Source organism: Pseudorhizobium tarimense (genome assembly GCF_022968135.1).
GTDB classification, from domain to species: Bacteria; Pseudomonadota; Alphaproteobacteria; order Rhizobiales; family Rhizobiaceae; genus Neorhizobium; species Neorhizobium tarimense.
On record NZ_JALJRA010000003.1, the window covers coordinates 261,071 to 283,745 of the forward strand.

16 protein-coding genes are annotated in these 22,675 nt (G+C 61.3%); 7 read left to right on the forward strand and 9 right to left on the reverse strand.

Going from position 1 to position 22,675, the window contains the following annotated elements:
- The first annotated feature begins 3 nt into the window (after window positions 1-3).
- The 3 genes from glmU to MUU54_RS05240 all read left to right on the forward strand — a co-directional run bounded on the left by glmU (window position 4) and on the right by MUU54_RS05240 (window position 4,107).
- Window positions 4-1,371 (forward strand): bifunctional UDP-N-acetylglucosamine diphosphorylase/glucosamine-1-phosphate N-acetyltransferase GlmU, encoded by a 1,368-nt coding sequence (gene glmU / locus MUU54_RS05230; RefSeq protein ID WP_247242974.1) that lies wholly within the window; start codon window positions 4-6, stop codon window positions 1,369-1,371.
- 102 nt (window positions 1,372-1,473) lie between these two features.
- Complete coding sequence (gene glmS, locus MUU54_RS05235; protein WP_247242975.1) at window positions 1,474-3,303, forward strand: glutamine--fructose-6-phosphate transaminase (isomerizing); 1,830 nt, start codon at window positions 1,474-1,476, stop codon at window positions 3,301-3,303.
- A 102-nt stretch (window positions 3,304-3,405) separates the two neighbouring features.
- Window positions 3,406-4,107, forward strand: coding sequence for a DUF502 domain-containing protein (locus tag MUU54_RS05240; protein WP_247242976.1), 702 nt, complete (start codon window positions 3,406-3,408; stop codon window positions 4,105-4,107).
- Here the strand turns inward: MUU54_RS05240 and recG are convergent.
- Window positions 4,085-6,190, reverse strand: coding sequence for an ATP-dependent DNA helicase RecG (recG, locus tag MUU54_RS05245; protein ID WP_247242977.1), 2,106 nt, complete (start codon window positions 6,188-6,190; stop codon window positions 4,085-4,087). The two genes, MUU54_RS05240 and recG, sit on opposite strands and share 23 nt — an antisense overlap.
- A 93-nt stretch (window positions 6,191-6,283) precedes the next feature.
- On the opposite strand from recG, the gene MUU54_RS05250 reads away from it, so the two are divergent.
- Both MUU54_RS05250 and mfd read left to right on the forward strand, forming a co-directional pair.
- Window positions 6,284-6,607: an FAD assembly factor SdhE gene (locus tag MUU54_RS05250; RefSeq protein ID WP_247242978.1), complete on the forward strand. Its 324-nt coding sequence runs from the start codon at window positions 6,284-6,286 to the stop codon at window positions 6,605-6,607.
- A gap of 2 nt (window positions 6,608-6,609) precedes the next feature.
- A complete protein-coding gene (mfd, locus tag MUU54_RS05255) occupies window positions 6,610-10,122 on the forward strand; it encodes a transcription-repair coupling factor (protein ID WP_247242979.1) in 3,513 nt (1,170 codons plus the stop codon).
- On the opposite strand, the gene MUU54_RS05260 is transcribed toward mfd, so the two are convergent.
- Genes MUU54_RS05260 through MUU54_RS05270 form a run of 3 tightly spaced genes read right to left on the reverse strand, consistent with a single transcriptional unit; the run spans window position 10,123 to window position 13,601 of the window.
- On the reverse strand, window positions 10,123-11,061 hold the full coding sequence (locus MUU54_RS05260) for a DMT family transporter (RefSeq protein ID WP_247242980.1): 939 nt from the start codon (window positions 11,059-11,061) through the stop codon (window positions 10,123-10,125).
- Between the two features lie 16 nt (window positions 11,062-11,077).
- Window positions 11,078-11,749, reverse strand: coding sequence for a DsbA family oxidoreductase (locus MUU54_RS05265; RefSeq protein WP_247242981.1), 672 nt, complete (start codon window positions 11,747-11,749; stop codon window positions 11,078-11,080).
- A 43-nt stretch (window positions 11,750-11,792) separates the two neighbouring features.
- On the reverse strand, window positions 11,793-13,601 hold the full coding sequence (locus MUU54_RS05270) for an extracellular solute-binding protein (RefSeq protein WP_247242982.1): 1,809 nt from the start codon (window positions 13,599-13,601) through the stop codon (window positions 11,793-11,795).
- 280 nt (window positions 13,602-13,881) lie between these two features.
- Here MUU54_RS05270 and MUU54_RS05275 point away from each other — a divergent pair, with 280 nt between their 5' ends.
- Window positions 13,882-14,529, forward strand: a complete 648-nt coding sequence (locus MUU54_RS05275) for an invasion associated locus B family protein (RefSeq protein ID WP_247242983.1) — start codon at window positions 13,882-13,884, stop codon at window positions 14,527-14,529.
- Between the two features lie 76 nt (window positions 14,530-14,605).
- Here the strand turns inward: MUU54_RS05275 and hspQ are convergent, their stop codons facing one another.
- From hspQ to MUU54_RS05290, 3 genes are all read right to left on the reverse strand, one after another.
- Window positions 14,606-14,935 (reverse strand): heat shock protein HspQ, encoded by a 330-nt coding sequence (gene hspQ / locus MUU54_RS05280; RefSeq protein WP_247242984.1) that lies wholly within the window; start codon window positions 14,933-14,935, stop codon window positions 14,606-14,608.
- Window positions 14,936-15,129: 194 nt separating this feature from the next.
- Window positions 15,130-16,539, reverse strand: a complete 1,410-nt coding sequence (glnA, locus tag MUU54_RS05285) for a type I glutamate--ammonia ligase (protein WP_247242985.1) — start codon at window positions 16,537-16,539, stop codon at window positions 15,130-15,132.
- A gap of 57 nt (window positions 16,540-16,596) precedes the next feature.
- Entirely contained in the window at window positions 16,597-16,935 is a 339-nt protein-coding gene (locus MUU54_RS05290; protein ID WP_239997598.1) for a P-II family nitrogen regulator, read from the reverse strand.
- A 324-nt stretch (window positions 16,936-17,259) separates the two neighbouring features.
- Between MUU54_RS05290 and MUU54_RS05295 the strand changes: the two genes are divergently transcribed.
- On the forward strand, window positions 17,260-18,738 hold the full coding sequence (locus MUU54_RS05295) for an NAD(P)H-hydrate dehydratase (protein WP_247242986.1): 1,479 nt from the start codon (window positions 17,260-17,262) through the stop codon (window positions 18,736-18,738).
- Here MUU54_RS05295 and MUU54_RS05300 read toward each other — a convergent pair whose 3' ends face one another.
- Both MUU54_RS05300 and uvrA read right to left on the reverse strand, forming a co-directional pair.
- Window positions 18,739-19,545 (reverse strand): DUF72 domain-containing protein, encoded by an 807-nt coding sequence (locus MUU54_RS05300; protein ID WP_247242987.1) that lies wholly within the window; start codon window positions 19,543-19,545, stop codon window positions 18,739-18,741. It abuts the gene before it with no gap.
- 18 nt (window positions 19,546-19,563) lie between these two features.
- Window positions 19,564-22,485, reverse strand: a complete 2,922-nt coding sequence (gene uvrA, locus MUU54_RS05305) for an excinuclease ABC subunit UvrA (protein WP_247242988.1) — start codon at window positions 22,483-22,485, stop codon at window positions 19,564-19,566.
- Between the last annotated feature and the right edge of the window lie 190 nt (window positions 22,486-22,675).

A 22,675-nucleotide genomic window follows, 5' to 3' on the forward strand; every position in this document is an offset into this window, starting at 1 on the left:
CCGATGAGCCGTACATGCCTTGCCGTCATTCTTGCTGCCGGCGACAGCACCCGGATGAAGTCGTCGATGTCGAAGGTGCTGCACCCCATCGCGGGGCTGCCGATGATCGGCCATGTCATGCGGGCCGTTTCTTCGGCCGACATCGCGGACGTAGCGCTGGTGCTGGGCCGTGACGCCGACGCCGTCGCCGAGGCGGCGAAGGTAGGCGATGTGAACATCCGCACCTTCCTGCAGACGGAGCGTCTCGGGACCGGCCATGCCGTGCTGGCTGCTCGCGAAGCAATTGGGGAAGGTTTCGACGAAATTCTCGTCACTTATGGCGACGCTCCGCTCGTCACGGCAGGCCCTTTTGCAGCAGCTCGTGCGCAGATCGCAAACGGCGCCGATGTAGCCGTCATCGGCTTTCACACGGACCGGCCGACAGGATACGGACGCCTTCTGGTAGAGAACGGTGAGCTGATTGCGATCCGTGAGGAGAAGGATGCAAGCGAGGAGGAGCGCAAGGTCACCTGGTGCAACAGCGGGATCATGGCGATCAACGGTCGCAAGGCGTTGGACCTCCTGGAGCGGATCGACAACAAGAACGTCAAGGGCGAATACTATCTGACTGATCTCGTGGAGATCGCCCGGTCTGCCGGCGGTCGCGCGGTCGCGGTGGACGCGCCCGAAGCCGAAATGGCAGGCTGCAACAATCGCGCCGAGCTTGCCGTTCTCGAGCGCCTTTGGCAGGAGCGCCGCCGGCAAGAGATGATGATCTCGGGCGTCACCATGATCGCACCGGAAACCGTATTTCTCGCCTTCGACACCGTGGTCGAACAGGATGCTGTGATCGAACCGAACGTCGTCTTCGGACCTGATGTGACCGTCGAGAGCGGCGCCGTGATCCACGCGTTCTCGCATCTGGAAGGGGCGCATGTCAGCACGGGCGCGACCATCGGTCCGTTCGCGCGACTGCGCCCTGGCGCCAAGTTGGCCGCGAACGCCAAAGTCGGGAACTTCTGCGAGGTCAAGAACGCGGCGGTGGGCGAGGGCGCCAAGATCAACCACCTCACCTATATCGGCGACGCGGTGATCGGCGCGCAGACCAATATCGGCGCCGGCACGATCACCTGTAACTATGATGGCGTGAACAAGCACATTACCGAGATCGGCGCTAACGCATTCATTGGATCCAATTCGGCTTTGGTGGCTCCGGTTTCTGTCGGGGACGGTGCGTATGTCGGATCAGGCAGCGTCATCACGGAAGATGTTCCCGCGGATGCGCTGGGGCTCGGCCGCGCGCGCCAGGAGAACAAGCCAGGCCGTGCGGCGGTGATCCGCGAGCGTGCGCTGGCTCTGAAAGCGGACAAGAAGGTCAAGGGCGGAGACTGACCGGTTACGATACGACACGGAAAGTTACCGACTGAGGAATTGCAGCAACGCCGGCATCGGCTAGAAATCCCGCCAGATCGTCGGGAACAGAGGGGTATCTGAATGTGCGGGATCGTAGGGATCGTCGGCAAGGAGCCGGTGGCAGAGCGTCTGGTCGACGCGCTGAGGCGGCTTGAATATCGGGGTTATGATTCCGCGGGTGTTGCTACGATCGACAACGGTGTGCTGGCGCGTCGGCGGGCTGAGGGCAAGCTGTTCAACCTCGAAAAGAAGCTCGCGGAAAATCCGCTTCCCGGCACAATCGGCATTGCTCATACCCGATGGGCCACGCACGGCGTGCCGAACGAGACGAACGCTCACCCGCACTTCGTCGATGGTGTCGCGGTGGTCCACAACGGAATCATCGAGAACTTCTCCGAACTCAAGGAAGAGCTGATCGGCGAAGGCGTAACGTTCGAGACGCAGACGGACACTGAAGTTGTCGGCCAGCTGATCGCGCGCAGTCTGCGCAACGGGATGGGGCGCCGCGAGGCGATGCAGGCCATGCTGAAGCAGGTGACGGGTGCCTACGCGCTGGCTGTGATCTTCGCGGATGATCCGTCGACCATCATGGCGGCCCGCTCCGGTCCGCCGCTTGCGATCGGCCATGGCCGCGGCGAGATGTATCTCGGCTCGGATGCGATCGCACTTGCACCCTTCACCAACGAGATCACTTACCTCGTGGACGGCGACTGGGCGATCCTTGGTCGCGACGGTGCATTCATCTTCGACCATGACGGCAATAGCGTCGAGCGCCCGCGCCAGATCAGCCAGTCCGCCGCCTACATGGTCGACAAGGGCAATCACCGGCACTTCATGGAAAAGGAGATCTACGAGCAGCCGGAAGTGATTTCCCACGCGCTCGCGCATTACGTTGATCTCGGCGACCACACTGTCGAGACCTCGATCTGCGGAGCGATCGACTTCGCCTCGCTGCGCAGCCTCGCGATTTCCGCCTGCGGAACGGCCTACCTCTCAGGACTCATTGGCAAGTACTGGTTCGAGCGTTATGCGCGGCTGCCGGTCGAGATCGATGTCGCGTCGGAATTCCGTTATCGCGAGATCCCGCTCGCGAAAGATCAGGCTGCGCTCTTTATTTCGCAGTCCGGAGAGACGGCCGACACGCTTGCATCACTGCGCTACTGCCAGGAGGCAGGCCTCAAGATCGGTGCGGTCGTCAACGTCAAGGAATCAACGATTGCGCGGGAATCGGACGCAGTTTTCCCGATTCTTGCCGGCCCCGAAATTGGTGTGGCGTCTACGAAGGCCTTCACTTGCCAGCTGACGGTGCTGGCGTCTCTCGCCATTGCGGCAGGGAAGCTGCGGGGCACAATCAGCAGCGATGAAGAGAAGCAGTTGGTCAGGAGCCTTAGCGAAATGCCGCGCCTGATGAGCGGCGTCCTCAACGCCATCGAGCCGAAGATCGAGGCGCTGTCGCGCGAGCTGTCGAAATACAAGGATGTGCTTTATCTCGGCCGTGGCACGAGCTACCCGCTGGCGCTTGAAGGCGCGCTGAAGCTGAAGGAAATCTCCTACATCCATGCCGAAGGTTATGCAGCCGGCGAATTGAAGCACGGTCCGATCGCGCTCATTGACGAGAACATGCCGGTCATCGTCATCGCGCCGTTCGACCGCTTCTTCGAGAAGACAGTGTCCAATATGCAGGAAGTCGCTGCCCGCGGCGGCAAGATTATCTTCATCACGGACGGGAAGGGCGCTGCAGCATCCAAGCTCCCGACGATGGAAACGATCACGCTTCCCAACGTGGCGGAGATCATCGCGCCGATGGTCTACTCGCTGCCGATCCAGCTCCTCGCTTACCATACCGCTGTCTTCATGGGGACGGACGTGGACCAGCCGCGCAACTTGGCAAAGTCGGTCACGGTCGAGTGAGCGGGTCTTCGGCGGCTGGCCGAGCCTTGCATCGGTTGGCCGCATCCGGCATGCTGCACGCCAATGCCGCTTGCCGCGGTGCAACACGACGACCCGCTTTCCATGAGTGACAATCCAGACCGTATTTCGTTTGCGGGCCGTCTCCGGAACAACTTCCTGACCGGCCTGATCATCTGCGCGCCGCTGGCCATCACGATCTGGCTGACCTTCAGCTTCATCCGCTGGGCCGACAGCTGGGTGAAGCCGTATATCCCCGCGCGCTATAATCCGGAAAACTACCTCAACATCGCCATGCCTGGGCTCGGCATGGTGATCGCGATCTTGCTGATCACGGTCATCGGTTTTCTCGGCAAGAACCTGATCGGACGCTCGATTGTCAGCTTTGGCGAATCGGTCCTGCACCGGATGCCTCTGGTGCGCACCGTCTACAAAAGCCTGAAGCAGATCTTCGAGACGGTGCTGAAGGAGCAGTCGACCTCCTTCAAGAAATGCGGGCTCATCGAGTTTCCGAGTCCGGGCACCTGGGCGCTGGTCTTCATTTCCGGTGATGCCAAGGGAGAGATCGCTGCGCGTCTGAACGACAATGGAGACGAGCTCGTGTCGGTATTTCTCGCGCCGACACCCGTCCCCACCGCAGGCTTCCTGATGTTCGTGCCGCGCAGCAAGATCATTATGCTGGACATGACGCCGGAAGAGGGTGCACGCCTGCTGATCTCGGGCGGCCTGCTGGCGCCCGACTACAAGCCGAAGGTGCTGCAGCCAACCGTTGTGCCGAAGGCGGTCAACCCGCTCCCAGGAACCTGACCGCCTCGTCGCGCCGATGCAGGTATAGTAGTACCCGGACATTTTGTCCGCGTTCGCCGGTCAGATCCGGATCCTTGTCCAGGAGATAGGCCGCATCCTTGCGCGCGATCTCCAGCAGGTCCGCATGTGCCTCCAGGTTTGCAATGCGAAAACCGGGGGTCCCGGATTGGCGAGTCCCCAGCAACTCACCTTCGCCGCGCAGCTTCAAGTCCTCCTCTGCGATGAGGAAGCCGTCTTCGCTGTCGCGCAGGATCGATAAGCGCGCATGTCCCGTCTCGCTGAGGGGGCCCTTGTAAAGCAGGATGCAAGTCGAGGCCTCGGCACCGCGTCCGACGCGGCCGCGAAGCTGGTGCAGCTGCGCCAGGCCGAAGCGTTCTGCATGTTCAATCACCATGATGGTGGCATCCGGCACGTCAACACCAACTTCAACGACCGTGGTGGCGACCAGCAGGCGGATTTCACCTGCCTTGAACGCAGCCATCACCGCGTCTTTCTCCGCTCCCCCCATCCGGCCGTGTACTAGACCAACGTCGCGGCCGAACTCTTTTGCCACGACCGAGAAACGCTCCTCTGCTGACATGAGGTCGGAGACATCCGATTCCTCGACGAGCGGGCAGATCCAGTAGGCCTTCTTGCCTTCGGCGAGCGCCGTTCGTAGCCGCGAGACGATGTCGCCGGTGCGCTCGATTGGAATCGTCACCGTCTGGATCGGCTTGCGACCAGCTGGCTTCTCCGTCAGCTTCGAGACGTCCATGTCGCCGAAGGCAGCCAGCACCAGCGTGCGCGGGATCGGCGTGGCCGTCATCACCAGCATATGCGGTGAGATGCCCTTGGCCGTGAGGCGCAGGCGCTGGTGGACGCCAAATCGGTGCTGCTCGTCGACCACGGCAAGCGTTAGGTTGCGGTAGTTGACCGCGTCCTGAAAGAGGGCATGGGTGCCAATGACGATTTGCGCCTCGCCGCTTGCGATCCGATCCAATATACCGTCCCGCTCCCGTCCTTTCGTGCGGCCGGTCAGCACTTCTACGGTGATCCCGGCATTCGCGGCGAGCTTGGAGATGGTCGCATGATGCTGCCGTGCCAGTATTTCCGTCGGCGCCATCAGCACCGCCTGTCCGCAGCCTTCTATCGCCGCTGCCATCGCCATCAGGGCGACCAAGGTCTTGCCGGCCCCAACATCCCCCTGCAACAGCCGCAGCATCCGGTCTTCGCCGGCCATGTCCTTGAGGATGTCGGCGATCGCCGCTTGTTGGCTACCGGTTAGGGAGAAGGGCAGGGCGTTGCGGATGCGATCCGCAAGCTCGCCCGTGGGGCGAACCGGGCGGCCGGGCACTTTGCGGAGGCGCTGGCGCACGAGCGCCAACGAGACCTGGCCAGCGAGGAATTCGTCGTAGGCCAGCCGGCGGCGTGCTGGCGACCTCGCATCGACATCGGCTGCGTCGCGCGGATCGTGCAGCCGGCGGAAACTTTCTGCCACGGAAGCAAATCCCTGCCGCTGCGTGAGCGTTTGATCGACCCATTCCGGCAGTTCCTGTAGTCGCGAGACAGCGCCCTCAATCGCTTTCCTCAAGACCTTCGGTGAGAGGCCGGCGGTGAGGGGATAGACGGGCTCGACTAGCGGAAGGTTGGCAGCTTCGGTCGCTTTGACCATGAAATCCGGATGGACCATGGAAGGGCGGCCATTGAACCAGTCCACCTTGCCGCTGACCATGATTGTCTCATCAACCGCCAGTGCCTTTTCCAGCCAGTTTCCCTTCACACGGAAAAAGGTCAGCGCCAGTTCGCCAGTGTCGTCGTGCAGGAAGACTCGGTAGGGCATGTTCGGCTTGCTGCGAGGCGGTGGCTGATGGCGGTCGACACGTCCCTGGATGGTGACAATGGCGCCCTGAGGTGCAAGCGCTATTCCGGGCCGGTTGCGGCGGTCGATGATCGAAGTCGGCGCGTGGAAAAGCAGGTCCACAACCCGGCAGTCATCCGCATCCTCGCGCCCCGTCACGCGAGCAATCAGATCCGCGAGTTTCGGGCCGACGCCCTGAGAGTTGGCAACGGGCGAGAACAGAGGATCAAGAATAGCAGGGCGCATGGCTGGCAAAATGCGACGGAATTCGCAGGCTTTGCAAGGTGACGAAGTTGAAATTGCGTCCTATATGAGCCTCGCCACACAAGGACTTCTTACATGACCGGACTCTCGCGCTCGAGCGCGGACCTTTCACCCCGCCGCCGCCGCATCCTGTACCGCTGCCGGCATCGCGGCATCCGAGAAATGGACCTCGTCTTCGGACAGTTCGCCGAAGATGAAATTGCGAGTCTTACGGACACGGAACTCGACGAATTCGAGGCGATCATGGGAGAGGACGACCACGATCTGCATGCTTGGATCACCGGTGCTAAGCCGCTCCCCGATCACCTTCGGACAGAGCTTTTCGCTCGCATTTCCGCCTATCGGCCGGATTCCGATCCCGTCACAGCGGCCAGCCTGAAGGCGAAGGCAGAGCATTAAGAATGATTCCAGGTTTCGATGCGAAGAGAATAGCAGCGGCCACCGCTCCGCTGACCATCGGCAACGTGCCGCCAGGCATGGAAGCGCTGCTGCTGGCGGAGATGGCACGCGCAGGGCAGCCGGTCGCCTATGTCATGTCTGACGGACAACGAATGACGGACCTTGAGCAGATGCTCGGGTTCGTTGCGCCCGACATTCCGGTGCTGACACTGCCGGCTTGGGACTGTCTCCCTTACGACCGCGTCTCACCGAGCGCTGATGTCTCTGCACGGAGACTTGCTGCCCTGTCGGGTCTGATCGCCCATGCGCGCAAGCCGCATGCGGCCATCGTGCTGGTCACCGTCAACGCGATGCTGCAGAAGATCGCGCCCTCCGAGGTAATCGAGAGTTTGGCCTTCTCGGCAAGACCGGGTGCGACGATCCGTATGGATGACATTGCGGCGCGTCTGGAACGCAACGGCTTCGAACGTGTGCCGACGGTGCGTGAAGTCGGCGAATTCGCAGTCCGGGGCGGCATCCTCGATGTCTTCGTACCCGGCACGGAGGAGCCGGTGCGGCTCGACTTCTTCGGCGACACGCTGGAGACGATTCGTACCTTCGACCCCGCAAGCCAGCGCACCACTGGACAAGCGCGTTCCCTCGATCTGAACCCGATGAGCGAAGTTTCGCTGACGCCTGACACGATCAGCCGTTTCCGCAAGAACTATCTTTCGCTTTTCGGTGCCGCCAATCGCGACGATGCGCTCTATCAGGCGGTCTCCGAAGGGCGCCGCTACGCAGGTATGGAGCACTGGCTGCCGCTCTTCTACGAACGGCTGGAAACCGCCTTCGATTACCTCGAGGACTTCCGGATCGTCACCGACCATACTGCGCGCGAAGCAGCAATTGAACGCTCGAAGCTTGTCACTGACTATTATGAATCCCGGCGCGACAATGGCAGTACAGGCAAGGGCACCTCGGCACAGGCTGCCCCTTACAAGCCAGTTCCGCCTGGGCAGCTTTATCTGGACGGAAGTGGTTTTGCCTCAGCGCTGGATGCTGCGACGGCCATCCGTCTCACGCCGTTTAACGAGCACGACACGGAAAGCCGCCGCGTCATCGAACTGGATGCGCGGGTTGGGCCCCGCTGGGCCAAATCTCAAGCGGAACGAGACGAGCGGGATGAGCGTGTTAACGTCTTCGATCTTGCAGTGAAACATATCGCCGACAAGCGTGCCTCGGGCGCAAAGGTGCTGGTCACCGGCTGGTCGGCAGGCTCACTTGATCGCCTCCTTCAGGTGCTCGAGGAGCGAGGGCTCGAGCGCGTCAAGCAGATCGACAGCTTTGCAGAACTCGACAAGCTGAAGAAGGGCGAAGCGGCGGCCGCCGTACTTAGCCTGGAAGGCGGGTTCGAGGCCGACGGCATCGTCGTCATCGGCGAGCAGGATATTCTCGGCGACCGGATGGTGCGTCGGGGTAAGGGGCGCAAACGCGGTGCAGACTTCATTTCGGAGATCTCCGGGCTCGACGAAGGCTCGCTGGTGGTCCACGCCGAGCACGGGATCGGTCGCTTCGTGGGCCTCGTCACGATCGAGGCCGCAGGTGCACCGCGGGCTTGTCTGGAACTGCATTATGCGGACGAGGCAAAGCTCTTCCTGCCGGTGGAAAACATCGACCTTCTGTCGCGCTACGGTTCGGATGCCGCCGAAGCGGCGCTCGACAAGCTCGGCGGCGGTGCTTGGCAGGCCCGGAAGGCCAAGCTCAAGAAGCGCCTGCTTGACATGGCCGATGGGCTGATCCGGGTGGCTGCGAGCCGTATCACCCGCCGAGCGCCAGTTCTGGCCGCACCAGACGGCCTCTACGACGAGTTTGCGGCGCGCTTCCCATATGATGAGACGGAAGATCAGGCCAATGCGATCGATTCCGTCCGCGACGACCTTTCTGCCGGCAAGCCCATGGATCGACTTGTCTGCGGCGATGTCGGCTTCGGCAAGACCGAAGTGGCGCTTCGCGCTGCTTTCCTCGCGGCGATGAATGGTGGGCAGGTCGCCGTGGTGGTGCCCACGACCCTCCTTGCGCGACAGCACTTCAAGACCTTCCGCGACCGCTTCCGCGGCCTGCCGATCAAGGTGGCGCAGGCTTCCCGTTTGGTGCCTGCGAAGGAGCTGAAGCAGGTCAAGAATGACCTGTCCGAAGGCAAGGTCGATATTGTGGTCGGCACTCACGCCTTGCTCGGCAGCGGCATCAACTTCGCCAATCTGAGCCTGCTCATCATCGATGAGGAGCAGCATTTCGGGGTGAAGCACAAGGAGCGCCTCAAGGAACTGAAAGCCGACGTTCACGTGCTGACGCTTTCGGCGACACCAATCCCGCGGACGCTGCAGCTGGCAATGACGGGCGTGCGGGAACTGTCGCTGATCACCACGCCACCGGTCGACCGTATGGCGGTACGCACCTTCATCTCGCCCTTTGATCCGCTGGTAATCCGTGAGACATTGATGCGCGAGCACTATCGCGGTGGCCAGAGCTTCTATGTCTGCCCGCGTCTGTCCGATCTTCCCGATGTGCAGGCGTTCCTGCAGTCGGACGTGCCCGAGCTTAAGGTCGCCGTCGCGCATGGACAGATGGCGTCCGGCGAGCTCGAAGACATCATGAACGCCTTCTACGACGGCAAGTATGATGTGCTCCTGTCGACGACGATCGTGGAATCGGGCCTCGACGTGCCGACGGCAAACACCCTGATCGTGCACCGGGCTGACATGTTCGGGCTGGCGCAGCTCTACCAGTTGCGCGGTCGGGTCGGGCGTTCGAAGGTGCGGGCCTTCGCTCTCTTCAATCTGCCGGTCAACAAGCAGCTGACGCAATCGGCTGAACGCCGGCTAAAGGTGCTGCAGTCGCTCGACACGCTGGGCGCGGGCTTCCAGCTTGCGAGCCACGACCTCGACATCCGTGGCGCCGGCAACCTGCTTGGCGAAGAGCAGTCCGGGCACATCAAGGAGGTCGGCTTCGAGCTCTACCAGCAGATGCTGGAGGAGGCGGTAGCCGAGGTGCGTGGCGACGACGAGATCATCGACACCGGGTGGTCGCCGCAGATCTCTGTCGGCATTACTGTCATGATCCCCGAAGACTACGTGCCGGACCTGCATCTGCGCATGAGCCTCTACCGCCGTCTTGGCGAGCTCAAGGAGCTGTCGGAAATCGACGGCTTGGGCGCCGAGATGATCGACCGTTTCGGTCCGCTGCCGGTCGAGGTGCAGAACCTGCTGAAGGTCGTCTACGTCAAGTCGCTCTGTCGCGTCGCCAATGTCGAGAAGCTGGATGCGGGGCCGAAGGGGATCGTTGTGACCTTCCGCGACAAACAGTTCCCCAATCCGGCAGCGCTGGTGCAGTACATTGCCAAGCAGGGCACGATGGCCAAGATCCGCCCGGACCAGAGCGTCTTCCTGACGCGCGATCTTCCGACGCCGGAAAAGCGGCTGACGGTCGCTGCGCAGATAATGAAACAGTTTGCAGAACTGGCAAAGCAGCCGAGCTGATCAGCGTTCCGGATCAGTCTCGGCGGTCGCCATGGCACCGGCCTGCGGGTCGGCAGCGACTGCGGGCGGCAGCGGAACGCCGCGCACCCGTTCGCGCGCGAGTGTCAGCAGTCCCGACCCAATGATCAGGATGATGCCAATGACCATTGGCAGATCGATCCTGTCCCCGAAGATCAGGTAGCCGAAGAGCACGGCCCACAGCATCTGGCTATACTGCGTCGGCCCGACGAGGGCCGCAGGAGCATAGCTCGTGGCATACATCAGCAGGATCGTTGCCAGCGCCGCCAGCAGTCCGTAGCCGGCCAGCATCAGCCAGTGCGGGAGGCTCGGCCATTGGAAGCCGGGGATCGCCAGCAACCCGCACAGGACGAGCGAGCCGATGATGCCGGCACCGTAGAGCGAGATGCTTTTTTCGCGAGGACCTACCGCGCGATAGACGACGATGGAGATCGCGCCGCTCAACCCTGCGAAGACGGCCCCCACATGACCGACGGACAGCTCGCGAAGTCCCGGGCGCAGGACAACGAGGACACCGACGAAGCCGATCACGACGGCGCTCCAGCGTCGGATGCCAACCTCCTCCTTAAGGAAGACCACCGACATGATGGTGACGAATGAGGGAAGCAGGAAGATCAGCGCGAACGCCTCCGCCATCGAAAGATGGGTGAAGGCAGTCACGCTGGCGATCGTGCCGAAGGCGGCGGCAAAGGCTCGCAAAAACCAGAGCGGGCGGTTCGTGGTGCGAACCATGTCCAGCACGCTGTCGCCGCGCTTCATCACGAAGGGGAGGGCAGTGACGCCGAAGAGGGCGCCGAGGAAGGACATCTCGTAGGGACTGAGAGCGCCTTCGATGAGCTTCACGCTGGCGTCGCTGAAAGAGAACGCCGCAAAGGCGGCGAAGGCAAAGAGGACGCCCTTGAGCGTTTGATCGGTCGACATCTGCTGCGTTGGGCGCCTAGATCATGCCCTTGCGGGCTTCAGCCTTCATCCGCGCAATGTCGCGCAAGGCGTTTGCGAGCACATCCGGAGTCTGTGCACCACTCACGGCATATTGGCCGTCAAAGATCAGGAAGGGAACGCCGTTGACGCCCATCTTCTGGGCCGCATCGATCTCGGACAGCACGGTGTCCTTGTCGGCGTCGGTTGCCAGGAGGTTGCCGATCAGGGCGGGGTCCAGCCCGCATTGCTCCGCAATCGCCAGCAGAACCTGATGGTCGGCAACATTCAGTCCTTTCTCGAAGTGAGCCTTGAAGAGGGCAGTCGCGACGCGGTCCTGGATGTCCTGCCCTTCGATGCGGGACCAATGCAGCAGGCGGTGCGCATCGAGCGTGTTGGCGCGAACCTTAATGTCCTCGAACCGGTAGGTAATGCCAATTTCCTGACCCTGTCCGCGCAGGTTGTCCTGCATCTGATCCAGCCGCTCGGCGCTCCCGAATTTGGCGACGAGGTGCGTGCGGTAGTCGCTCCCTTCGCTGGTCGCGTCGGGGTCAAGCTGGTAAGGCCGCCAGTTGACATCCACCCCCAGTTCGTCCTGGACCTCTGCAATCGCCAGCTCCAGGCGGGCCTTGCCGAGGTAGCACCAGGGGCAGACGACGTCGGACACCACGTCAATTGTTACGCGCTCCATGGTCGCGTCCTTTCTAAGATGGGCAGTCACTTGTTTGGCTGGTTCAGTCCTGCGCCCGCGTGTCGAACCAGACGGGCAGCTGGTAGCCGTAAAGAGGTGTCTTGTCTGGATAGCCGATGTAACTGCGCCGCGCCACCCATTGTTCCGGCACGTGGTAGAGGGGCACAAGGTAGTGGCCCGAGATCAAAAGGCGGTCGTAAGCGCGCACCGCCGCCTCGAAATCTTCCCGGGTGCGGGCGGCCAGCATGGCATCGATCGCGCGGTCGATCGCCGGATCGGCAACGCCTGCGAAGTTGTTGCTGCCTTCGCGATCGCGTGAGATCGAGCCCCAGCGTCCGACCTGCTCGATACCAGGGGAAAGCGACGAAGGGTAAGACTTGACGATCATGTCATAGTCGAAGGTGCCGGACCGCGACTGGTATTGCGCATCATCAACGGTGCGAACGGCAACGTCGACGCCGATCATTCTGAGCGTTCGTTGATAGGCGATCGCGAGCTTCTCCTGATCCTGCGTCTGCGTCATGATCTCGAACCGCAGCGGGCTGCCATCTTCGTTCGACATCCTGCCGTTCTTGATCGTGTAGCCGCCTTCCTTCATCAGTTCGACGACACGGCGCAGGATCTTCCGGTCCCCGCCCGACGCATCCGTTTGCGGAAGACGGTAGCTGCCGTCGAGAATGGCCGGATCGATCGCATCCTTATTTGTTCCGAGGATCTTCAGCTCCCGTTCCTCGGCCGGCTTGCCTAGAGAGGAGAGCGAGGAGCCCTGCCAGAAGCTCTCTGTCCGGGTGTAAGCACCTTCGAAGAGGTTCTTGTTCGCCCACTCGAAATCGAAGGCGAGAGCCAGTGCCTCGCGCACCTTCTGGTTCTCAAAGATCGGGCGCCGGGTGTTGAAGACGAAGCCGAGCATGCCCGTCGGCAAGTCAGGCCGGAAGGTATCCTTCACCACCGCGCCACTCTGGACATCCGGAAAATCATAGGCCCTTGCCCAATGCGTGGGGCTGCCGTCCAGGTAAATGTCGACCACGCCTTTCTTGAAGGCTTCAAAAAGCGTGTTGTCCTGCAGGAAGTATTCGACCGAGATCTCATCGTAGTTGTCGAAGCCGACCTTGGCGGGGATGTCCTTGCCCCAGTAATCCTTATCGCGTTCGAAGACGATCCGCGCGCCCGGATTTACCGACTTCACCAAGTATGGACCAGATCCAATGGGCACCTCCAGCGACGACTGCTCGAACGTTTCGGGATCGGTTGCGTGCTTGGCGAGGATCGGAGTAGCAGTCGCCAAAATCAGCGGAAACTCGCGGTCCGACTTCTCGTTGAAGGTGAACCGGACAGCGTGCTCGCCCACCTTCTCCATCTTCTCAACAGGGGTCAGCCGACCGCTGAAGGGTGTGCGGCCCTTGTCGCGCAGCAGCTCCATGGTGAAGATCACGTCTTCAGGAGTGACCGGCTCTCCGTCCGACCATTGCGCTGCCGGGTTGAGATTGAACTGGATGAAGCTGCGCTCCTCGTCCATCTCGATTGACTCGGCCAATAGCCCGTAAAGCGTGAAGGGCTCGTCGGCCGATCGCTGCATCAGCGGCTCGAAGACGAGGTGGCCGAACTGCGGATCCCACATGCCGCGCGCGGTGGTGCGCATGCTCTTCAGAATGAATGGGTTAAGGCTGTCGAACGTGCCGACAACGCCGTAGCGGACCCTGCCACCTTTCTTCACGTCCGGCTTCACGTAAGGAAAGTGCTGATAATCCGCCGGCAATGCCGGCTTGCCGTGCATAGCAATGCCGTGACGCGGCTCCGCGAGTGCCGGCGTCGACAGAGCAGCCACGAGAAGAAAAGGGAGGAGGCGGCGCATGAGCGGTCCTTCGGCTCGATCATAGTGATTCGGCGCAAGTTACCCTAACCGCAGCGACCGACCAACCGCCGCAACCACCTCCAACCCCTGCTGCCGATGGCGCCTGATCAAAAAATCATCAAACAAGGACTGGATATCCCGGCAGCGCCGATGTAACAGGTGGACGACTATGCGGGTCATTCAATTGCCTCATTTCGCCGACAGGTGGAGCGCAGTAGGACACCCCGAGGGAGGACGGTTGAAGCCGTACCCGGACGGATTTCAGGAGACGGATTTCGTTATGAAACTCAAGGCAAACAACGCTCTGCGGACGGCGATGTCCGCGCTGGCCGTGTCTTTGGCGGCTGCGTCCGCACCGACAGCAACATTCGCGCAGGGCGCCCCCGCAGCGAGTGGCCCCGGCGCCCCGCCACTTGGCTGGTTCAAGACATGCACCAAGCAGGATGACAGCGATCTCTGCGTTGTCCAGAACATCAACCTGGCCCAGAACGGTCAGTTGATCACGGCCGTCGGGCTCATCACGGTGGAAGGCAAGGTCAACCGCAAGATCCTACAGGTCTCGGTTCCGACCGCTCGCCTCATTCCTCCTGGCATCACGATGCAGATCGATGGCGGCAAAGGTGAAAAGCTCGACTACGCCGTATGCCTTCCCGACAAGTGCACGGCTGAAGTTCCGCTGACCGATGCCATGATCGCCAACCTGAAGAAGGGCGGCGAGGTGGTCTTCACCTCGATCAACTTCCGCCGCGCGCCGAACCCGATCAAGATCTCGTTGAACGGCTTCACCGGCGCGTTTGACGGAGAGCCGATCTCGCAGTCGCAGCTCGCCGAAAGCCAGCGCAGCCTCCAGGAAGGCATGCAGAAGAAGGCCGAAGAAGCGCGCAAGAAGCTTGAGGACGCGCAGAACGCTGCCAAGCAGGGCCAGTAAGCCTCACGAGCCAGCTTGACCGGCTCAAGAAAAAGAAAGCGCCGATGAAATCCATCGGCGCTTTCTTCATTTGCAGTCAGTGAGCGAAGACCATCTTCGGCTTGAGGCGGCCAGACGGCCCGGCATCGAAGATTTGGTAGACCTGCGGGTTGCGCAGCGGCATTTCGCTCCCGTCATGTTCCAGATTCTGCTCAGAAACATAGGCGACATACTCGGTGTCATCGTTTTCGGCGAGCAGGTGGTAGAACGGTTGGTCCTTGCTCGGGCGGATCTCGGCGGGGATGGCATTCCACCACTCCTCAGAGTTCGCGAACTCCGGATCCACATCGAACACGACCCCACGGAACGGAAAAACCTTGTGGCGGACCACTTCCCCGATGGTGAACTTTGCGTTTCGTTGCTTCATGGTGCGACTTCCTTTCGCAGCCTGATGTGGGAATAATTGCACGGCACATCAAGGGCATAATGCGAGCGGGGTGCCGGAGTTCCGGTACGTCACGCTTGTGAACCGCAGTTGATCGAGCCGCAATCTGCCTTGCAGAAACGAAAACAGCGGACCAGGAGTGGCCCGCCGTCTTCAGTGGTTGGCCTTCGCAGCCCTTACGCCGAGTAGTACATGTCGAATTCGACCGGGTGCGGCGTCATCTCGAAGCGCATGACCTCGATCATCTTCAGCTCAATATAGGCGTCGATCTGGTCGTCGTCGAACACACCGCCGGCAGTGAGGAACCTGCGGTCCTTGTCGAGGCTCTCCAGCGCTTCGCGCAAGCTACCGCAGACGGTCGGGATCTTCTTCAGTTCCTTCGGGGGCAGGTCGTAGAGATCCTTGTCCATGGCCTTGCCTGGATGGATCTTGTTCTTGATGCCGTCAAGGCCGGCCATCAGCATCGCCGCAAAGCCGAGATAGGGGTTTGCCGTCGGATCCGGGAAACGGACTTCGACGCGCTTCGACTTCGGACCCGAGCCGAACGGGATACGGCAGGATGCGGAACGGTTGCGGGCCGAATAGGCGAGCAGTACAGGAGCCTCATAGCCGGGGACCAGACGCTTGTAGGAGTTGGTCGACGGGTTGGTGAAGGCGTTGATCGCCTTGGCGTGCTTGATGATGCCACCGATGTAATAGAGGCAGCTCTCCGAAAGGCCGGCATATTCGTCGCCGGCGAAGGTCGGCTTGCCGTCCTTCCAGATCGACTGGTGCACGTGCATGCCCGAGCCGTTGTCGCCGAAGATCGGCTTCGGCATGAAGGTCGCCGTCTTGCCATAGGCGTTTGCCACCTGGTGAACGACGTACTTGTAGATCTGCATCTTGTCGGCGTTGCGCACCAGCGTGTCGAACTTGACGCCCAGTTCGTGCTGGGCCGCTGCCACCTCGTGGTGGTGCTTCTCAACGACAACGCCCATCTCCGTCAGGACGGTCAGCATTTCGGAGCGCATGTCCTGCAGGCTGTCGACCGGCGGTACCGGAAAATAGCCGCCCTTGATGCGGGGACGGTGGCCGAGGTTGCCGGTCTCGTAATCGGTGTCATCGTTCGACGGCAGCTCGGACGAGTCGAGCTTGAAGCCGGTATTGTAGGGGTCGGCCTTGTACTTGACGTCGTCGAAAACGAAGAATTCCGGCTCGGGACCAACATAGACGGTATCACCGATGCCGGAGGCCTTCAGGTAGGCTTCAGCCTTCTTGGCCGTACCACGCGGGTCGCGGTTGTAGGACTCGCCGGAGATCGGGTCGAGGATGTCGCAGAAGACGACCATGGTGGACTGTGCGAAGAAGGGGTCCATATGGACGGTTGCTGGATCCGGCATGAGAACCATGTCGGACTCGTTGATTGCCTTCCAGCCGGCGATGGAGGAGCCATCGAACATGACGCCGTCGGCAAACATGTCTTCATCGACGGCTGCGACGTCCATCGTCACGTGCTGCAGCTTTCCCCTCGGATCCGTAAAGCGCAGGTCCACGAACTTGACGTCGTTTTCCTTGATCTGCTTCATGATTTCGCTTGCGGTCGTCATTTATACGCTTCCTTGAATGAGATGACGGTTGAACCTGCCGCGGAGCGGCCAATGACGTTAGATTGCGTCTACACCGGTCTCGCCGGTACGGATGCGGATGACTTCTTCAACGTTCGATACGAAGATCTTGCCGTCGCCGATGCGACCCGTCTGGGCCGCGTTGCGGATGGCGTCGATGACAGCGTCGACGTTTTCGTCGGCCAGAACCACCTCGACCTTCACCTTCGGCAGGAAGTCGACAACGTATTCTGCGCCACGATAAAGCTCGGTATGTCCCTTTTGGCGCCCGAAGCCCTTCGCCTCCGTCACAGTGATGCCCTGCAAGCCGACTTCCTGGAGAGCTTCTTTCACTTCGTCCAGCTTGAATGGCTTGATAATGGCTTCGATCTTTTTCATGAGAAACAATCTCTCCCCTGACGCAGCCGTGAACCGGCTCGCCATACTAATGCAGGTATCATGCCAGCCTGAAAAGCCGCTTCGGCAAAAAATGGGCAGAAAATTCGCCCTCGATGCCTAAAGATCTGCCCTGATTGTGCAACGGAAGCGGTTGCAACGCCCTTCTTTTCGGCGAACTGGTGGTGTCAGATCCAAGGGAGGTTGTTCCTGCCGAGGCGGCCGCGCAAGTGATAGCGCCTATAATAGGCATGTGCATAAATGTTGTTCAGGTCCTCGCCTCCAGCCGATGCTTGTTAATTCACTGGCTTTGGGTTCAATAGCGCAATGAACAGTGAACCGAAGACGCTACTGCTGACGCCGGCGGAAATGACAGCGGCGGATCGTGCCGCGGCTCAGTCTGGCATCGCCTCCTATGGCCTCATGGAGAAGGCGGGGCAGGCTGTCGCAGCCTCGGCGCTTCGCCACTATCCGCAGACGCTGCGGTTCGTCGTCCTCTGTGGGCCGGGCAACAACGGCGGCGATGGCTACGTGGCAGCGCAAGCGCTGCTTGAAGCGGGCGCCAGTGTCGCCGTCTTTGCTCTGGGCGATCCCGAACGACTGACTGGCGACGCCCGTCGCGCCCGAGCGCGATGCCTGGTTGAGCAGCACCCCTTGTCGCAGTTGGAGTTGAAGAGCTGCGATACCATCATCGACGCTGTCTTTGGGGCAGGCCTGAGCAAGCCGGTTTCGGTAGGACTGCAGCACGTCATGGAACGGGCCGCGATGGCAGGTCTGCCGGTCATCGCCGTGGATCTTCCGTCAGGCCTCTGCGGTCAGCGCGGCATTCCGCTGGACCGGGCTTTTCAAGCGACACACACCGTTACGTTTATGGCACGAAAGCCGGGACATCTGCTGATGCCCGGGCGGTCTCTCTGCGGTGACATCGAAGTTTTCGACATCGGGATCCCGTCCCGCATCATCCGGGCCGCCGCAGGAAATCTCAGAGCGAACCATCCGGTGCTATGGCAGGATCACCTGCCCTCGCCCGATGCGCAGTCGCACAAGTATCGACGCGGCCACCTTGCCGTGTTCTCCGGCGGTGCCTCCCATACGGGTGCGGCCAGGTTGTCCGCTGCGGCAGGACTTGCGGCAGGCGCCGGATTGGTGACTGTTGCATCGCCGAAAGAAGCCATGGCAGTCAATGCCGGCCAGCTGACGGCGGTCATGTTGCGGGAAACGGAGACCGGCACACAGGTTCGGGAATGGCTTGCGCGTGCCAAGCTTTCGGCATTTGTGTTGGGGCCTGGCTTCGGAGTGGGGGAGAAGGCACGTGAGTTCGCATTGGCCCTAGAAGGGCGCCCTTTGGTGCTGGACGCCGACGGGATCACCTCATTTCGAGAAAGCCCGGCACGCCTTTTCGAACCATACAGTGGAGATGTCCGCCTGGTGTTGACACCTCACCACGGTGAGTTTTCCCGCCTGTTTCCGGAGATCGCCGAGAACGACCAACTCGGCAAGGCGGAAAAGGCGCTTCTTGCTGCCGAGTCATCAAATGCTGTGATCGTCTACAAAGGCGCGGACACGGTCATTGCCGCCCCGGATGGGCGAGCAGTCATCAACGAGAATGCGCCGCCCTGGCTTGCAACCGCAGGCTCTGGCGACGTGCTGGCCGGAATGATCGGCGCGCTTCTCGCTAACAGGACGCCAGCCTTCGAAGCCGCGGCGTGCGGCGTCTATCTCCATGGCGAAGCAGCTTTGCGTGCGGGCGAGGGAATGACGGCCGAGACGCTGGTCCGGCACATCACGCCGCACGTCTGGCACTGATCAGCCGTCGATCAATGCCTGCAGGGCCATGGCACCCTGCGGCGCATTCACCTTGCCCTCGTGAATGAAGAAGGCATAGACGTCGCGCGGCTGGCGCTTAGGCTGCCGGTCCGGATCGATCAGCGGCAGGTCATTGGCGACTCCGCCCTCGCCCCAGGTCTCCAGCCGGCCCTTCCAAGCCTGAAGCTCGCTCTCGGGATAGCAGGTGGCGACGTCGTCGGATCCCTTCTGCAGGCGCGCGTAAACGAAGTCTGCCGTGACGTCGGCGATCATGGGGTAATCATGATGTTCGGCGCAGACCGGAGCGACGTTGTGCTCAGCCAGCAGGTGGACGAACTCCGGTACCTTGAAGCTGTCGTGACGCACCTCGACGACGTGCTTCAGTGGCAGCCCCTCTACCGTCTCCGGTAGAAGTTTCAGGAAAGCTTCGAAATCGTCCGGCTGGAATTTCTTCGTCGGCGCGAACTGCCAGAGGATAGGCCCGAGATGTGGCCCAAGCTCCGTCAGTCCCTGCGCGAAGAACCTCTCGATAGACTCGCCGGCCTCGGCCAGAACCTTCCGGTTCGTGGTGAACCGGCTCGCCTTCAACGAAAAGATGAATCCTTCCGGCACCTCAGACGCCCATTTGGCGAATGTCTCCGGCTTCTGTGAGCCGTAATAGGTGCCGTTGACCTCGATGACCTTGAGCTTGCTGGCGGCATGTTCCAGCTGCCTCTTCTTTGCGAGCTTCTCCGGATAGAAGCTCCCCTCCCAAGGCTCGAAGGTCCAGCCGCCGATACCCACGCGAATGTTGCCGCGACTGGTCATATACCCCTCCGATTGCCGCTATTCGGCCGCTTCGACCGTTCGTGCAGGCCGGCGTTCCAAGAGTTCCTTGAGGAAGTGCCCGGTATAGGAACGCTTCTCCTTGACGATCTGCTCCGGCGGGCCAACCGCCACAACTTCGCCGCCGCCGGTGCCGCCTTCAGGTCCGATGTCGATGATCCAGTCGGCGGTCTTGATGACCTCGAGATTGTGCTCGATCACCACCACAGAATTGCCTTGCTCCACCAGCTCGTGAAGCATTTCGAGGAGCTTGGAGACATCGTGGAAATGCAGCCCGGTCGTGGGCTCATCGAGGATGTAGAGCGTGCGACCCGTGGAGCGCTTGGAGAGCTCCTTGGCCAGCTTGACGCGCTGCGCCTCACCACCCGACAGCGTGTTCGCCTGCTGGCCGACCTTGATGTAGCCGAGGCCCACATTGAACAGCGCCTGCAGCTTGTCGCGCACCGCAGGCACGGCCGAGAAGAACTCAACGCCTTCCTCCACGGTCATGTCGAGGACATCGGCGATCGACTTGCCCTTGAACTGCACGTCCAGCGTTTCGCGGTTGTAGCGCTTGCCGTGGCAGACGTCGCAGGTGACGTAGACGTCTGGCAGGAAGTGCATCTCGATCTTGATGACGCCGTCCCCTTGGCAGGCTTCGCAGCGGCCGCCCTTGACGTTGAACGAGAAGCGTCCCGGCGCATAGCCGCGCGCCTTGGCTTCCGGCAGACCGGCGAACCAGTCGCGGATCGGCGTGAAGGCGCCGGTATAGGTGGCCGGGTTGGAGCGTGGGGTCCGCCCAATCGGCGACTGGTCGATGTCGATCACCTTGTCGATGTGCTCGAAGCCGTCGATTTTGTCATGCTCGGCCGGGATTTCCCGTGCACCCATAACGCGGCGTGCAGCTGCCTTGTAGAGGGTCTCGATCAGGAACGTTGACTTGCCGCCGCCGGACACGCCGGTGACAGCCGTGAAGACGCCAAGCGGCACCGATGCGGTCACGTTCTTTAGATTGTTGCCACGGGCCCCGACGACCTTGATCTCCTTGCCCTTCTTCGGCTTGCGCCGGTCGGCGGGCACGGCAACGCCGAGCTCGCCGGACAGGTATTTGCCGGTCAGGGACTTGGAGTTTGCCATGATCTCCTGCGGCGTGCCTTCGGCGACGACTTCGCCGCCGTGGATACCCGCAGCCGGGCCAATGTCGACGACATAATCGGCCGTGAGGATTGCATCCTCGTCATGCTCGACGACAATCACCGTATTGCCGATGTCGCGCAGGTGCTTGAGCGTGTCGAGGAGGCGGGCGTTGTCGCGCTGGTGGAGGCCGATGGAGGGCTCGTCGAGCACGTACAGCACGCCCGTGAGGCCCGAACCGATCTGCGAGGCCAAGCGGATGCGCTGGCTTTCTCCACCGGACAGCGTGCCGGAATTGCGCGACAACGACAGGTAATCCAGGCCCACGTCGTTGAGGAAACGGAGTCGTTCGCGGATTTCCTTGAGGATGCGCACCGCGATCTCGTTTTGCTTTGTATTCAGCTGCTCCGGCAGCGCCTCGAACCAATCACGCGCCACCTTGATCGACATGTCGGTAACCTGGCCGATATGCAGCTTGTTGATCTTCACCGCCAATGCTTCCGGCTTAAGGCGGAAGCCGTTGCACGCAGGGCAGGGGGCCGCCGACATGTAGCGCTCGATCTCCTCGCGGGCCCAGGCGCTGTCGGTTTCCTTCCATCGGCGCTCGAGGTTCGGTACGATCCCTTCAAAGGTCTTGCTCGTCTTGTAGGAGCGGGCGCCGTCGGCGTAGTGAAACTCAACCTTCTCTTCCGTGCCGTGCAGAATCGCCGCCTGTGCTTCGTCCGAAAGCTCTGACCAGCGGCTGGAGAGCTTGAAGTCGTACACCTTGCCGAGCCCTTCCAGCGTCTGGTTGTAATAAGGAGAGGTGGACTTCGCCCAAGGCGCGATTGCGCCATCGCGCAGCGTCCGGTTCGGCTCCGGCACAATCAGTGCTGCGTCGATCTTCTGCTGGAAACCAAGACCGTCACAGGTCGGGCAGGCGCCGAACGGGTTGTTGAAGGAGAAAAGCCGCGGCTCGATCTCCGGAATGGTGAAGCCCGAAACGGGACAGGCGAATTTCTCCGAGAAGAGCACACGCTCATGCGTCTCGTTCAGCGACTTGTTTGCCGAACCTCCTGCGGCAGTCTCTGCCGGGGGCAGGGGCTTGTCGGCGAATTCCGCAACAGCAAGGCCGTCCGCCAGCTTTAGCGAAGTCTCCAGACTGTCCGCCAAACGGGCGCCGATATCGGAGCGCACGACAAGGCGGTCGACCACCACGTCGATGTCATGCTTGTACTTCTTGTCGAGCGCCGGCACGTCAGCGATTTCGTAGAACTGGCCGTCCACCTTGACGCGCTGGAAGCCCTTCTTCATCAGCTCGGCGAGCTCCTTCTTATACTCGCCTTTACGGCCGCGGATCATCGGCGCCAGGATATAGAGGCGGGTGCCTTCTTCATAGGCCAGGATACGATCGACCATCTGGCTGACGGTTTGGCTCTCGATCGGCAGCCCGGTTGCTGGCGAATACGGTACACCCACGCGCGCAAAGAGCAGGCGCATGTAGTCGTAGATCTCGGTCACCGTGCCGACCGTCGAGCGCGGGTTGCGCGAGGTCGTCTTCTGCTCGATGGAGATCGCCGGAGAGAGGCCATCGATCTGGTCGACATCCGGCTTCTGCATCATCTCCAGAAACTGCCGTGCATAGGCCGAAAGGCTCTCGACATAGCGGCGCTGGCCCTCGGCATAGATGGTATCGAACGCCAGGGAAGATTTGCCGGACCCCGAAAGGCCGGTCATGACGATCAGCGAGTTGCGCGGCAAATCGAGATCGATACCCTTCAGGTTGTGCTCGCGCGCACCACGGATGGAGATCGTCTTAAGTTCGCTCATAAATCTGCTCAATGGGGAGAATGGAAGTCCATATGTAGTGAATGAAGTGACGCTGTGAAGGCAGAAAGACCATCTGCCGCTACAGAATGCGAGTCGCTTGACACGATCATAGAGTACAAATAGAACAAATAAAGAACAAAAACACTGTGGATTGCTGGATGGCAGACACCAACGCCGCGGTCTTATCGTC